The following is a 13502-nucleotide window of genomic DNA, read 5'->3' as shown; positions in this document are numbered from 1 at the left end:
TGCGCGCCCCCGCGGTCTGCAGGGGCGGCAAAGATAAGAGGTATCCTCGATTTTAATCGAGAACTTTGAAACGTGGGTCGTCCGGGTCGATGGAGGAGATGCCGCGTGCTTCTTCAGTCATCTGCACTTCTTCCGAGCGCTGCTCGGAGTAGCGTTGCTGTTCAAGGTGCAGGTAGATGGCATTGACCAGCTCTTGCGTGCCTTCGTGCGACAGTGCGGAGATCTCGAACACCGGGCCCTTGAAGCCGAACTTCTTGACGAAGTCCTTCACGCGCTTGGCGCGCTCTTCTTCCGGAATCACGTCCAGCTTGTTCAGCACCAGCCAACGCGGCTTGTCGCCCAGCGCAGGGTCGTACTTTTGCAGTTCCTTGACCAGGGCCTTGGCTTCCTTCACCGGATCGACAGTCGCCTCGAACGGCGCCAGGTCGACGATGTGCAGCAGCAGGCCGGTGCGCGACAGGTGGCGCAGGAACTGGTGGCCCAGGCCCGCACCTTCAGCGGCGCCTTCGATCAGGCCGGGAATGTCGGCGATCACGAACGACTTTTCGTGCGACACACGCACCACGCCCAGGTTCGGATGCAGGGTGGTGAACGGATAATCGGCGATCTTCGGACGGGCATTCGATACCGCGGTGATGAAGGTCGACTTGCCGGCATTCGGCATGCCAAGCAGGCCAACGTCTGCCAGCACCTTCAGTTCCAGGCGCAGCTCACGGCGTTCGCCGTCTTTGCCGTCGGTCTTCTGGCGCGGCGCACGGTTGGTCGAGGTCTTGAAGTGGATATTGCCCCAGCCGCCCTCGCCGCCCTTGGCCAGCAGTTCCATCTGGCCGTGTTCAGTCATGTCGGCGATGATTTCACCGGACACTTCGTCGATGATCAGGGTCCCGACCGGCATGCGCAGGAAGATGTCGTCCGCGCCCTTGCCGTAACAGTCGGAGCCGCGGCCGGATTCGCCGTTGCCGGCGCGGTGCATCTTGGAATAGCGATAGTCCACCAGCGTATTGACGTTACGGTCGGCTACCGCCCAGATGCTGCCGCCCTTGCCACCGTCGCCGCCATCAGGGCCGCCGAACGGACGGAATTTTTCACGGCAAAAAGAGGCGCAGCCATTCCCGCCGCTGCCGGCGATGACTTCGATTCGTGCTTCGTCAATAAACTTCATGTGAACCACCTTGAAAACTAAAAAGGCCCTACCACTGGCAGAGCCTTTTGGAGAGAAGGCTTTCGCCTTACTGTACCTGTATTTGCTGTATTAAGCAGCAGCTACGACGGTAACGTACTTCTTGCTGTCTGGACCTTTGGTCACGAACTTCACAACGCCGTCCACCAGTGCGAACAGGGTGTGGTCCTTGCCGGTACCGACGTTTTCGCCAGCGGACACTGGGGTGCCGCGTTGACGGATGATGATGCCACCAGCGTTGATGGTCTGGCCGCCGTACACTTTAACGCCCAGGCGTTTTGATTCAGAGTCGCGACCGTTGCGGGTAGTACCGCCGCCTTTTTTGTGTGCCATTTAGTTACTCCTTGATAGCTCGGTAAATTCGGGCAAGCAGCAATTAGCCGTTGATCGAAACGATTTGGATTTCGGTGAAGTTCTGGCGGTGGCCTTGACGCTTCTGGTAGTGCTTACGACGACGCATCTTGAAGATACGTACCTTGTCGTGACGACCTTGGGCAACTACTTTCACCAGAACCGATGCACCTGCAACCAGAGGAGCACCAAACTTGATGCTGTCGCCCGCGCCAACGGCGAGAACCTGGTCGATAGTGATTTCGGAACCAATGTCAGCCGGCAACTGTTCTACTTTAATTTTTTCGCCAGCAGCAACTTTGTATTGTTTGCCGCCGGTTTTTATGACCGCGTACATGATTGGAAACCTCTTGAATTGTTAATAAGTCCCCCTCGCTCGACGTCCAAAAACAACAAGACGGAAGCCAGGGAACCGCTGATTATACATAGATTCGGGAAATCGGTCAAAAGGTATTGTCGACGGGCGGCCCACGTGGTATGTGGGCAACGAGTAACGTATAATCGCGGCACTCTTACCAACCTTACCAGTAGGTTTGCCTTGTCGAACAACGCCCAGAACAACATCATGAGCACCATTGCCGCCGATATGGACGCGGTCAATTCGGTGATCCGCCAGCGCCTTCACTCGGAAGTGGCGCTGGTCAACCAGATCGCTGAATATATCATCAGCGCGGGCGGCAAGCGAATCCGACCAGTCCTGGTCCTGCTGGTAGCGAATGCTTACAACTATAAGGGCGCCGGCCATCATGAACTGGCTGCCGTGGTGGAGTTCATCCATACCGCGACCCTGCTGCATGATGACGTTGTTGACGAATCGTCAATGCGCCGCGGCCGCCAGACCGCCAACGCCCTGTTCGGCAATGCAGCTTCGGTGCTGGTGGGCGACTTCCTGTACTCGCGCGCTTTCCAGATGATGGTGTCGCTCGATTCCATGCGCGTGATGCAGATCCTGTCCGATGCGACCAATGTGATCGCCGAGGGCGAGGTGCTGCAGTTGTTGAATATGCACGATCCGGACGTAACTGAAGAAAGCTACCTGCAGGTGATCCGTTCCAAGACCGCCAAGCTGTTCGAAGCGGCGGCGGAGCTGGGCGCACTGGTGGCAGGCGCATCGGATGCCGACATCGCCGCTGCCGGCGAATATGGACGCTCGCTGGGCACCGCCTTCCAGTTGATCGACGACGTGCTCGATTATGCCGGCGACGCGACCGAAATCGGCAAGAACGTGGGCGACGACCTGCGCGAAGGCAAGCCTACCCTGCCGCTGATCTGGCTGATGGAAAACGGCACTGGGGAGCAGCGCGCCCTGGTCCGCTCCTGCATCGAAAACGGCGACGAGCAGCACTTCGATACTATCCTGGCCGCCATCACCAATAGCGGCGCCCTGGATTACACCCGCCGCGCCGCCGAAGTGGCCGCGCAGCGCGCCATCGATGCGATTGCGGGCATGCCGGACGGCGTCTACAAGCAAGCCTTGCTGCAGTTGGCCCGCTTCTCGGTGGACCGCAGCCACTGAACGAACAAGGCGCCGACATCGGCGCCTTTTTTCTTACCTCGGCTTGAGCGCAGCGATGCGCCGCTTGGCGAAGTATGCTTTCCAGGCATGCGGCGCGACCGATGGATAGCGCAGCTTGCCGAGCGCCACCCACGCATCGCGGTAGGCCAGCCAGCTGCGCTGACGCTCGGGCTCGATTTTCATCTGGCCCAGCTCACGCTCGGCAGCGGCCGCGTCTCCCGCCGCATAGGACGGCAGCTTGCCGGCCTCAAAGTCCTGCAATGACTTGAGGATCTCCTCGATCTGCTCCGTATCCACGGCGTTGCGCCGTATCTGCAGCAGCGCCGCCTGATCGGCATCGTTCCAGCGCGCCGAAATGGTGTCGATGCGCGCGTTGCGCTCCTGGTCGACCAAGTCCAGCCGGATCGCAGCACAGCGCGAGACCAGGTGGCTGTTTGCCGCGTCATCGCACATATCGATCTTCGGCGACGGGCCTTCCTTGCCGGTCTGCATTCGTGCCAGCCGGGCCACCCGCGCCTCGATCTCGGTGGCTTCCGAGCGGCACGCAGCCATTTTCGCCACCGCATAGTTGCGCGGCACTCCCAGGCCGTTCGCGTACAACATCATCAGGACGTCCTGGCGATCGGTCGCAAAGGCGCAGTGCCGAGCTTTCACATAGTCGAAATGCACGCCGATGCCGTAATACAGCTTGTCCGCGTCGCAGTCTTTCAGGGCTGCGGCCTGCTCCGCCGTCGGGCGATGCGGGAATGGGTAAGTCGCCAGCTTGTGGATCTCGCATTCCGAGGTGTCGGCATGCGCGTTCGCTGCCAGCGCAAACAAGGCGGTAACGAAGGCTTTACGCACTTAGAGGATCTCTTTGACCGTTTCCGGCGGACGGCACAGGCGTACGCCCTTGTCGGTTACCACGAAAGGACGGTTGATCAGTTCCGGATGCGCCATCATGGCATCAACCAGCTTGTCTTCCGGCAGGGATTCGTCGCCCAGGCCAAGCTGGTCGTACAGTTCGCCCTTGTTACGCATGGCGCCACGCGCCGTCAGGCCGGCACGCGCAATCAGGTCGAGCAGGACTTCGCGCGATGGCGGCGCCTTCAGGTATTCAACGATTTCCGGCTCAATGCCCGCCTCGCGGATCAGCGCCAGCGCGCCGCGCGAATTGCTGCACGAGTTGTTGTGATAGATGGTGATTCCCATGGTGCAAACGAAGTCAATTCAAAGCCGCACTATATCATCTGCAAAGGTGTTGATAAATCCACAAAATTATGTGTAGAATTAACCTACACCAGTCGGGGTGTAGCTTAGCCCGGTAGAGCGCTACGTTCGGGACGTAGAGGCCGGAGGTTCGAATCCTCTCACCCCGACCAGATTCTTAACAGCGGGTTTTGGCCCGCTGTTTTCATTCAAGGACCCCAATGAAATTTCCACTGATGCTGGCCTTGGCCGGCTTGTTGGCGCACGACGCGATGGCTGTTGAGGTCATTAGTCCGGCACTGGTAAAAGTCCCGGCGGGCAGAATCGAGACTGGTGCTTGTCCAGATGGTAAGCAGATCTGCCCTGAACCCGATTACGTCAGGCAGCTCGTCGAGGTCAATGCTTTTGAAATCGGCGCGACCGAAGTGACGTTTGCCGAATGGGACGCCTGTGTCAAGGATAATGCCTGCACCTCCCCGGTGTCCGACTGGGCCTACGAGAACCGGCCAGTAGTAGCGCCCTGTGTGCAGGATGCGCCCTGCCAGTACCCGGCCGACCAGGGTTGGGGGCGCGGCAAGCGTCCCGTCATCAATGTCAGTTGGGATGACGTGCAGGGCTACCTGAAGTGGCTGAATGCGAAAACCGGCCAGCGCTATCGGCTGCCCACCTCGGCGGAATGGGAACACGCCGCACTGGCAGGCGCCGCCACCGGATATCCGTGGGGAGAAAAACTTGGCAAGAACAACGCCAACTGCGGTGGCTGCGGAAGCAAATGGGACAACCGGCAAACCGCGCCAGTTGCTTCCTTTAAGCCGAACCGCTTCGGCATCCACGACATGTCAGGCAATGTCGCGGAATGGGTGTCGAGCTGCTTCCCCAGCCGGGAACCTGGCAGCCAGGAATGCAAGACCTATATTTATCGAGGCGGTTCATGGCAATCGGTGGCCAAAGCAATGGATCCGCGCGGATATGATGCCTTGTTCGGTAACCTGCGCCACAACTACATTGGCTTCCGGCTTGCCCGCTAGTCGGTAATCCGGTTGATCTCGACTGCCCCGCTGGCGATGTCCGGCATCAGGATAACGGCTGCGCTTTGAGCCCGGTCCACCGATGCGGCAAGTGCTGCGCCAGCGAAACGGGCTTGCGGGGGCGCTTCAACCGTCCAGCCATGGACGTGGAGCGCCAGGCCGTTCCACCATGGTTTCCAATTACCCTCTCGCTGTTCGAACACTAGCTTCAGGCCGGACGGCGATTCTTCGCAGCGGATGCGCTGGCGCAGCATGTTGCCGTGCTGGTAGGCCAGGCTGACGCCATCGTCTGCATAAAGTTCGCCGCGGCAGTCGGCGCCGGGATAGACATGCAATTCCAGCCTGCCCTCAGGGGTGAAGGCTGTGCTTTGGACCAGCGGCTGTTTCGGGATGATCGCACCGGGGCGCACATAGACCGGCAACTGTGCGATATCCGGTTTGAGCTCCAGGCTCTTGCCGCCCAGCCGCCGGCCTGTCCAGTAGTCATACCATCCCTTCCCGGGTAGCTCCACCTTGTAGTCGCCCGGCGATTCGAGCGTTGGCGATGGCGCCACCAGCAAGTCGCCCCCGACCATGAACTGGTCTTCCGAGCCGCCAAGCCTGTCGCCATTCGCCAGCACCGAGGGGAAGTTGAGGAAGACTGGCCGCAGCAGCGGGATGCCGGTGCGGCTGTTCTGCTCCGCAGCGGTATACAAGTAGGGCATCAGCCGATAGCGCTCGGCGATAAAACGGCGGCGGATCTCCACATGCGCAGCGTCGCCAACCCAGGGTTCCTGGTCGGGCCGGCCGGTTTCCGCGTGGGCGCGGAATAGCGGCATGAAGGCGCCGAACTGGAACCAGCGCGTCAACAATTCCGGCGAGGGATGTTCGCCAGCGTATCCGCCGACATCATTGCCTGCATATGAGAAGCCGCTCAAACCAAGGTTGATCAACTGCTGCACGCCCATCTTGAGGTGCTGCCAGCTCGATACGTTGTCGCCGGTCCATGTCGCAGCAAAGCGCTGCCCTCCGGCGTAGGTGGCTCGGGTCAGTACAAAGGGCCGCACGTCCGGCTGAAGCCGCGCCAGGCCTTCATATGTGGCACGCGAATTGAGCTGGCCATAGACGTTGTGCATTTCCGCGTGCGAGGTGCTCCGCGGCGCGAAATCGTCGCTCTCGATCCGGTGCACGACGTCGAGCGGCATGGTTTTGCCTGGGACGTTGAAGATGGATGGCTCATTCATGTCATTCCAGAAGCCGGCCACGCCGTCGCCCACGAATCCGGCGTACAAGTCGCCCCACCAGCGGCGCGCCTGGACCCGGCTGAAATCGGGGAATACGGACGCGCCGGGCCACACATCACCCGAATAGTACGAGCCGCCCGGCAGTTTCAGGAACAGGTCCTGTGCCGCACCGCTGTCGTAGGCGGCGTAGCCCTGGCCAGGCGCGTTGGCGATATGCGGGTCGGTAATCAGCACCAGTCGGAAACCTTGCCCGCGCAGGTCTGCGGCAAGCTTGCGCAAGTCGGGAAAGGCTGCGCGGTTGACCGTGAAGGGACGCGAGCGGTCCTGGTAATCGATGTCCATGTAGATCACATCGGACGGCATGCGTTCGCTGCGCAGGCGCTGGGCTATCGCACGCACCTCGGCGTCGCTTTTGTAACTCCATTTCGATTGCTGGAAGCCCAGCGCCCATTGCGGCATCAGCGGCGCCGCTCCGCTCAGGCGTGCGTATTGCTGCAGCACGTCCTTCGGCGACGGCCCGGCCATCACGTAGTAGTCGACCGGACCGCCCTCGCCGCTGATCGACAGCACATCGCGTTCCGTCTTACCGAAATCGAAAGTAGTACGCCAGGTATTGTCCAGGAACAGGCCGAAGGCCTGGCCACGGTCGTTGACCGTCATGAAGAAGGGAATCGTCTTGTAGAGCGGATCGGTCGACGGTGTGAACTTGTAAGTATCCGAGTTCCACATGGTGTAGGCGCCGCCATTGCGGTCGAAGGTTCCGGTCTTGTCGCCCAGTCCGAAAACGTGGCCGCCGCCGCTTATGTGCCCGCGCATGCGAAAGCCGCCCCCGGACGAAAGCGCGGACCGGCCGGCAAGGTCGGCCAGCAGCAGCTTGCCGCTGCCATCCGTGACGTCTGTGCGCAAGGTGCGCAGGTCGATGCGTGCGCCAATGTCCGCTGCGCCCAGGTGCACGATGCCGCCTTTACGCGTGACTTCCAGCGGCAGGCGGGCGCCGCGCCTAGCAGCAGGCACTGCCCATGATGCATCTTCCGGCACCTTCCCGCGGCCCATACGGATGCGCACGACACCCCTGGCCGGCGCGCTTACCTCAAGTACCGCGTCGCCGCGCGAGAGCACCATGCGGTCAACCGTCTCCGCGTGCGGCGCACTTGCCGCACACAGGGCGACAATGGCTACCGCTTTACCGGGCCGCATACATGGAGGCATACTTCGCGCCGAAGTACAGGATGAAGGCGTAGCAGGCGGCGGGCAGCATGAACGATGCCTGCACGCCGAACGCATCGGCCAGCGCACCTTGTGCGAAAGGCACCAGCGCGCCTCCGACGATGGCCATGCACAGGATGCCCGAGCCCTGGCCGGTGTACTTGCCCAGGCCGTGCAGCGCCATGCTGAAAATGGTCGGGAACATGATCGAATTGCACAGGCCGACCGCGAGGATAGCCCACATTGCCACGCTGCCCTTGCCGAAAGTGGCCGCAAGTACCAGGCCGATTGCCACCAGCGAGTTGACCGCAAGTGTCTTGCCCGGACTGGCCACGCGCATCACGGCGAATCCGATGAAGCGACCGATCATGGCGCCACCCCAGTAGATGCTGACATAATGTGCCGCGTCGGCGTGCGCCAGGCCGGCGATATGCGATTCGCCGAGGAAGTTGATCAGGAAGCTGCCGATGCTGACTTCGGCGCCCACGTACAGGAAGATGCCGACAGCTCCCAGCAGCAGGTGGCGGTGGGCCCAGGCCGAACCATGGCCCTCGCCTGCCAGCGGCAAGTCTTCGCTCTCGGCGATCTGCGGCAGCTTCGCGACATGGAACAGGACTGCCAGCAGCACCAGTGCGCCGGCCAGGGCGAGGTAAGGTCCCCGCACGCTGGCGGCATCGGCCGCCGCACCTGCCGCGACACCCGCCGTGGACAGTATCAGCACGCCGCCAACAGCCGGGCCGATCGTGGTACCAAGGGAGTTGAACGCCTGCGTCAGGTTCAGGCGGCTCGAGGCCGTGCGCGGTGGCCCAAGCACGGTGACGTAAGGGTTGGCAGCGACCTGCAGCACGGTGATGCCCGATGCCAGCACAAAAAAGGCCAGCAGGAACAGGCCATAGCCGCCGAACGAGGCAGGATAGAACAGCACGCAGCCGCCAGCCGCAATCAGCAGGCCGGCGACCGCTCCCTTCTGGTAGCCGATGCGGCGGATCAGGGCGCCCGCCGGCATCGACACGATGAAGTAGGCGCCGAAGAAGCAAAGCTGCACCAGCATCGCCTGGAAATAGGAAAGCGTGTAGATGGCCTTAAGGTGCGGGATCAGCACGTCGTTCAGCGAGGTAATCAAACCCCACATGAAGAACAGCAGCGTGACGATGACCAGCGCGCCGGTGTTGGTCCCGTTCTGTGCGCCGCCTGCCACTTTGGGCGGTGCGGCAGGCGTGGTGTTGGGTGCCATGGTTGCCATGATTGTCTCCTCTGGTTTTTATGATCACATGCCGGCCGGTGGCCGCGGCAGATCGCGGCCCTGCGTGCCCCATCCTGCCGTATCGGGCTGCGGCACAAGCTTGAACGACAGCGTACCAGCACCCTGCAGCTGTTCCCAGTCCAGCCATACGCGGGACAGCGGGCGGCCGCCCCACCGCACCGACTGCACGAAGCGGCGCTCGCCCGGTTTGGCCTCGGGCGCCTCGATGCGCAGGATGCGGCCTTGCGGCAGATCGATCTCGGCGCGCGCGAAACGTGGCGCGTGCAGCAGGAAGCGGCCGCTGCCCGGTGCATCGGGATACAGGCCCAATGCGCTGAACAGGTACCAGGCGGACATCGTGCCCAGGTCGTCGTTGCCGGTCACCCCGCCTGGGCCGTTTCCGAACAGGGTTTCCGCTGCGCGCAGGACGGTGGTGGTTTTCCATGGTTGGCCCATCAGGGTGTACATCCACGGCACATGCAGGTCCGGCTCGTTGTTCGGGTTGTAGCGGAACTGGCTGTAGTAGCTGTAGGCGCCGACCACCCACGACTTGCGCACGGCCGACGGGTCGGCCAGTACGGCCTCGTAATCGAAGAACTGGTCGAGGCGCTGCAGTGCCTTGGCCTGCCCTCCCATCGCTGCAGCCAGGCCCGGAACGTCCTGCGGCACCAGCCATTGGTACTGCCAGGCCGTCCCTTCGTGGAAGCCGCGCTCGGCACGCGGGTCGTAGCTGCCGCTCAGATCGGCGAACCAGCCGCCGTCCAACACGCGTGGACGCGGGAAGCCGCGTTGCCCGGTCGGGACATCGACGACAGCCGGGTCCCATACCTTGCGCCAGTTAAGGGCGCGCTGTTCGAGCAGTTGCGCATCCCTTGCCTGGCCAAGCGCCTTGGCCATGATTGCCAGCGAACTGTCGGCCAGCGCATATTCCAGCGTCGCCGAGGCGCCATGGTGCGGGTCGATGTCCATGCCCTTGGCAACAAAGCCGCGGTCGTATTGCACAAAGCCCTGGCTCAGGTAGCTCGGGTTGCCGGCCCGGCCCTGGGCGCGGATGCGCGACGGCGGAACGCCGAAAGCGTTTTCCCGCAGCGCGGCGTACGCCTCCCGTTCGCGGCCTTTCAGCGCGCCGAAGCGCCACAGGTCGACCAGGAATGGCGTAACCGGGTCGCCGGTCATCACATTGCTGTCGAAGTTGGCGTAGCCCCAGCGTGGCAGCCAGCCGCCCTGTTGGCGGATCTTCAGTACCGAGTTGGCGATGTCGCGCGAGCGCTGCGGCCGCAGCAAGGCTAGCAACTGGTTCTGGGCGCGGTAGGTATCCCACAGCGAGAAGAACTCATAATAGGTCCAGTCCCGGGCGGTGTGCAGCGCGCCGTCATAGCCCCGGTAGCGGCCATCGGCATCGCTGCCAGTCAGCGGCTGCAGCAGCGCGTGGTACAGGGCCGTGTAGAAAACGGTGCGGTCATCGTTGCTGCCGCCTTCGATACGCACGCTGCCCAGTTCCTTCTGCCACACTGCCTGCGCTTTTTCGCGCATTGCGTCAAAAGCGAGCGGCTTGCCGCCGGCCATGCCTTCCGCCTTCAGGTTGATGCGAGCGCCTTCCGCGTCGACGTGGGAGATCGCGCTGACCGCTGTAACCGCCTTGCCGTTCTTGAGATCAAAGGTCAGCCAGACACCATGCGGACGGCTGTCGCCTTGCTGGCTCGGGCCTTTCATGCCAGGCCAGCCGCCCCGGTCATCCCAGATGCCGCTGGCGACGAATGGCTGGTCGAACACCATGCGGAACCAGGTCGTGTACTGGGCGCCGCCACAGAAGCTCTTGGTCACGATCTTGCCTTCAACGCTGCGCTCATCGAGCACGCGCACCTCGCTGCCGACCACGGAGTGGCGTTCGTTGGCCTGGCCCAGGTTGAGCAGGACGTGGCCGCTGGCGGTGCCCGGCGCGAAAGTGTAGCGTTCGGCGGCGGCGCGGGTCAGCGCAGTCGCTTCGGCAGTAATGCCGCCATAGCTGGTGAGCTGCACCTTGTAGTAGCCGGCCTGGCCAACTTCACCATCGTGGCTGTAGTTGGCTGCGTAGCGCTTGTAGTTGAAGCTTTCCGCCTTCCCGGTATCGAAATCGCCGCCCGGTCCGATGCTGCCGGTAACCGGCAGTACCGAAAGCTGGCCGCCCTGCTCCCAGCATCCGGCGCCGGAAAGGAAGGAATGGCCGAAGCCGCGAATCTTCGCATCGCTATACTGCCAGCCGGCGTAATGCTCCCCGGTCGGGCTGACCTGGATCATGCCGAAGGGCGCCGAGGCGCCGGGGAAGGTGTTGCCTTCGTCCTGGGTGCCGATGAAGGTGTTGACCGGCATGCCGGCCGGCGCCGCGGCCAGGGGCAATGCAAAGGCCGCCAACAGGACGGTGCAAAGGGTAAAGCGGATTGCATTCATTAAGATCCCCCTCCTTCGAGCAATTCGAATAACCGGTTCATGTCCGCAGGCGGCGGCGGGGTCGCACCGGACTGCAGGCAGGCGGCGGAACCGGCAGCCAGCGCGGCGTGCAGGTGCGATTGCAGGGAACGGTCCGGGTGGCGTGCGAGGCTGTGCAGCAAGCCGGCCACACTGGCATCCCCGGCTCCGACCGTGTCGACCACCGGGACCGCCGGCGCGCGCGCGTCGACCCGCTGTTCGCTATGGAACAGGCTCGCGCCCTGGCCACCGCGCGTCAGCAGGCAGTGGGCATAAGGCGCGGCTGCGCGCAACTGCTGCAGCGCTGCCTCCAGTGGGACGCCGGGGAACAGGCCGCGCAAATCGTCGTCGGAAACCTTGATCACGTCGGCCAGCTCCGTCATGCTGCGCAGGGTTGGCACATAGCGCTCGTCCATCAGGTTGCGGTAGTTCGGATCGTAGCTGATGGCCACGCCCTGCTCCTTCAGTTTCTCAGCCAACGCCACCAGGTTCGATGCCAGCGGCTCGCGCGCCAGGCTGATGCCGCCGAAATGCGCCCAGCGCAAGTCGCGCGACCAGAATTCCGGCAACGCTTCCGGATCGAAGTGCAGGTCCGCGCTATCGTCGCCGATGAAGAAATAGCGTGGCGGTTCGCCCTGTTCCACGATGGCCAGGAGGGGCGAGCGTTCAACGCGCTGCAACAGCCGCAAGTCCAGGCCCACGGCTTCGCTGGCGGCCCACAGGGCATCGCCAAACCGATCGCGGCTGATGGCGCCGGCAAAGGCGGTGCGCTCGCCCAGCACGGCCAGCGCGCGCGCCACGTTCCAGACCGAGCCGCCGACGCGGCTCACCCAGCGCTCGTCGCCCTGGTGGATCATGTCGGTAAGCGCCTCGCCGGCGCACAGCATCAATGGTGCGTCACGCATGATCAGCCGCTCCCAATGCCGCCACGATGTCGTAGCAGGCGCCCATGGTGTGATAGTCCACCTTGCCGGCCGGGCTTTTTTCGTCGCTCAGCTTGCGGTTGTCGCCGGACAGGATGCGGTACCAGGCACCGTGCTCGTGGTCGACGAAATGGGTCCAGCTGTACGCCCACAGGCGCTGGTACCAGTCCCAATATTCGGCGTTGCCAGTGCGCCTGGCCAGCATGGCAGCTGCCGCCGTGCTCTCGGCCTGCACCCAGAAATACTTGTGCGGGTCGCACACGGTCAGGTCGGGTGCCAGGGAATAGCACAGGCCACCATGCTCGGCATCCCAGCCCTTGCCCACTGCGGCATGGAACAGGCGTTGCGCAGTCGGCAGCAGCCAGCCAAGATTCTTGTTCAGCACACTGCCGCGCGCTTCCAGTTGCAGTAGAAGCTTGGCCCATTCGGTGAAATGGCCCGGCTGGTAGCCCCATGGACGGAACAGGTTTTCCGGATCATCGATATTGAAGCGCCAGTCGGGTTGCCAGTCCGGATCGTAGTGTTCCCAGATCAAGCCCCCGCATCGTGCGGCCTGGCGCTGGGTGATATTGAAGGCGACGGTGTAAGCACGATCCAGGTAACGCATTTCGCCGGTGGCCTGGTGCGCCGCCAGCAGCGCCTCGCAGGCGTGCATATTGGCGTTCTGGCCGCGGTAGCTTGAAAGCACGCTCCAGTCGCGGGTCGCTTCGTCGGCGTACAAGCCGGCCTGTTCGTCCCAGAAGCGCTCTTCCATCAAGTCGAACGTTTCACCGATCCAGCCGCGTGCCTCTTCCAGTCCCGCCATCGTGGCGTGCGAATAAGCGAGCAGCACGAAGGCCTGGCCATAGGCGTGCTGGGTGCCATCTTCCACCTCGCGGCCATCCAGCATCCATGCGTAGCCGCTGCCAGCCGGATCGCGGTGCACTTCGCGCAGGAAGCGCAGCGCATGGCGTGCGCCTTCCAGATAGGCCGGATCGCGGAAATGGCGATAAGCCATGGAATAAGTAAAGACGAAACGCGTGCTGCTGACCAGGTGCCGGTGCCTGTCGTCGTAAACGGTCCCATCGTCCTTGAAATAGTGATAGAGGCCGCCGGCGGGGTCGATCGCCCGCGGATGGTAGAAGCGCATCGTGTGGCGCGCGTGGTCGAGCAAGACATCCGGGTTGCGGAAATTCGGGAGAATCGTCATGTTAGGCCTG

The 13502-nt window shown here is 62.8% G+C and carries 12 protein-coding genes and 1 tRNA gene; 3 read left to right on the top strand and 10 right to left on the bottom strand.

All coding sequences use genetic code 11. The annotated features are described in order from the left end of the window. Positions 1-52: 52 nt before the first annotated feature. From obgE to rplU, 3 genes are all read right to left on the bottom strand, one after another. Positions 53-1162, bottom strand: coding sequence for a GTPase ObgE (obgE, locus tag ACWBU6_RS08025; RefSeq protein ID WP_452648290.1), 1110 nt, complete (start codon positions 1160-1162; stop codon positions 53-55). 90 nt (positions 1163-1252) lie between these two features. Then, positions 1253-1513 carry a 50S ribosomal protein L27 gene (gene rpmA / locus ACWBU6_RS08020; RefSeq protein ID WP_452648289.1) on the bottom strand — a complete coding sequence of 87 codons (261 nt, stop codon included), beginning with the start codon at positions 1511-1513 and terminating at the stop codon, positions 1253-1255. Between the two features lie 43 nt (positions 1514-1556). After that, positions 1557-1868 carry a 50S ribosomal protein L21 gene (rplU, locus tag ACWBU6_RS08015; RefSeq protein WP_055933037.1) on the bottom strand — a complete coding sequence of 104 codons (312 nt, stop codon included), beginning with the start codon at positions 1866-1868 and terminating at the stop codon, positions 1557-1559. Between the two features lie 228 nt (positions 1869-2096). On the opposite strand from rplU, the gene ispB reads away from it, so the two are divergent. Further along, positions 2097-3047 carry an octaprenyl diphosphate synthase gene (ispB, locus tag ACWBU6_RS08010; RefSeq protein ID WP_452648288.1) on the top strand — a complete coding sequence of 317 codons (951 nt, stop codon included), beginning with the start codon at positions 2097-2099 and terminating at the stop codon, positions 3045-3047. Positions 3048-3080: 33 nt separating this feature from the next. Here the strand turns inward: ispB and ACWBU6_RS08005 are convergent, their stop codons facing one another. Then, the gene (locus tag ACWBU6_RS08005; RefSeq protein ID WP_452648287.1) at positions 3081-3890 is read right to left on the bottom strand and encodes a hypothetical protein; all 810 of its coding nucleotides are present in this window, start codon (positions 3888-3890) and stop codon (positions 3081-3083) included. Next, positions 3891-4238 carry an arsenate reductase (glutaredoxin) gene (gene arsC, locus ACWBU6_RS08000; protein ID WP_452648286.1) on the bottom strand — a complete coding sequence of 116 codons (348 nt, stop codon included), beginning with the start codon at positions 4236-4238 and terminating at the stop codon, positions 3891-3893. It abuts the gene before it with no gap. A 93-nt stretch (positions 4239-4331) separates the two neighbouring features. Here arsC and ACWBU6_RS07995 point away from each other — a divergent pair. Next, positions 4332-4408, top strand: a tRNA-Pro gene (locus tag ACWBU6_RS07995). Between the two features lie 48 nt (positions 4409-4456). Continuing rightward, positions 4457-5263: a formylglycine-generating enzyme family protein gene (locus ACWBU6_RS07990; protein ID WP_452648285.1), complete on the top strand. Its 807-nt coding sequence runs from the start codon at positions 4457-4459 to the stop codon at positions 5261-5263. Here ACWBU6_RS07990 and ACWBU6_RS07985 read toward each other — a convergent pair. The 5 genes from ACWBU6_RS07985 to ACWBU6_RS07965 are packed head-to-tail and all read right to left on the bottom strand — an operon-like array spanning position 5260 to position 13492. Next, positions 5260-7683 (bottom strand): TIM-barrel domain-containing protein, encoded by a 2424-nt coding sequence (locus ACWBU6_RS07985; protein WP_452648284.1) that lies wholly within the window; start codon positions 7681-7683, stop codon positions 5260-5262. The genes ACWBU6_RS07990 and ACWBU6_RS07985 overlap by 4 nt on opposite strands. Further along, complete coding sequence (locus ACWBU6_RS07980; protein WP_452648283.1) at positions 7670-8935, bottom strand: sugar MFS transporter; 1266 nt, start codon at positions 8933-8935, stop codon at positions 7670-7672. The genes ACWBU6_RS07985 and ACWBU6_RS07980 overlap by 14 nt, the downstream gene beginning before the upstream one ends. Positions 8936-8959: 24 nt before the next feature. Beyond that, a complete protein-coding gene (locus tag ACWBU6_RS07975; RefSeq protein ID WP_452648282.1) occupies positions 8960-11362 on the bottom strand; it encodes a GH92 family glycosyl hydrolase in 2403 nt (800 codons plus the stop codon). Beyond that, positions 11362-12285, bottom strand: a complete 924-nt coding sequence (locus ACWBU6_RS07970; protein ID WP_452648281.1) for a carbohydrate kinase family protein — start codon at positions 12283-12285, stop codon at positions 11362-11364. The genes ACWBU6_RS07975 and ACWBU6_RS07970 overlap by 1 nt, the downstream gene beginning before the upstream one ends. Next, positions 12278-13492 carry an AGE family epimerase/isomerase gene (locus ACWBU6_RS07965; RefSeq protein WP_452648280.1) on the bottom strand — a complete coding sequence of 405 codons (1215 nt, stop codon included), beginning with the start codon at positions 13490-13492 and terminating at the stop codon, positions 12278-12280. The genes ACWBU6_RS07970 and ACWBU6_RS07965 overlap by 8 nt, the downstream gene beginning before the upstream one ends. Positions 13493-13502 lie beyond the last annotated feature (10 nt).

It is taken from the genome of Pseudoduganella sp. HUAS MS19 (assembly GCF_053615455.1).
The sequence above is the reverse complement of the archived record's forward strand: the minus strand, read 5'-3'. Positions and strand labels throughout refer to the sequence as shown.

Bases quoted from the DNA above. Each gene is read 5' to 3' on its own strand.
- ACWBU6_RS07990 (WP_452648285.1), top strand. From the start codon at position 4,457: ATGAAATTTCCACTGATGCTGGCCTTGGCCGGCTTGTTGGCGCACGAC.
- rpmA (WP_452648289.1), bottom strand. From the start codon at position 1,513: ATGGCACACAAAAAAGGCGGCGGTACTACCCGCAACGGTCGCGACTCT.
- ACWBU6_RS07965 (WP_452648280.1), bottom strand. From the start codon at position 13,492: ATGACGATTCTCCCGAATTTCCGCAACCCGGATGTCTTGCTCGACCAC.
- ACWBU6_RS07975 (WP_452648282.1), bottom strand. From the start codon at position 11,362: ATGAATGCAATCCGCTTTACCCTTTGCACCGTCCTGTTGGCGGCCTTT.
- ispB (WP_452648288.1), top strand. From the start codon at position 2,097: ATGAGCACCATTGCCGCCGATATGGACGCGGTCAATTCGGTGATCCGC.
- rplU (WP_055933037.1), bottom strand. From the start codon at position 1,868: ATGTACGCGGTCATAAAAACCGGCGGCAAACAATACAAAGTTGCTGCT.
- arsC (WP_452648286.1), bottom strand. From the start codon at position 4,238: ATGGGAATCACCATCTATCACAACAACTCGTGCAGCAATTCGCGCGGC.
- ACWBU6_RS07980 (WP_452648283.1), bottom strand. From the start codon at position 8,935: ATGGCAACCATGGCACCCAACACCACGCCTGCCGCACCGCCCAAAGTG.
- ACWBU6_RS07985 (WP_452648284.1), bottom strand. From the start codon at position 7,683: ATGCGGCCCGGTAAAGCGGTAGCCATTGTCGCCCTGTGTGCGGCAAGT.
- obgE (WP_452648290.1), bottom strand. From the start codon at position 1,162: ATGAAGTTTATTGACGAAGCACGAATCGAAGTCATCGCCGGCAGCGGC.
- ACWBU6_RS07970 (WP_452648281.1), bottom strand. From the start codon at position 12,285: ATGCGTGACGCACCATTGATGCTGTGCGCCGGCGAGGCGCTTACCGAC.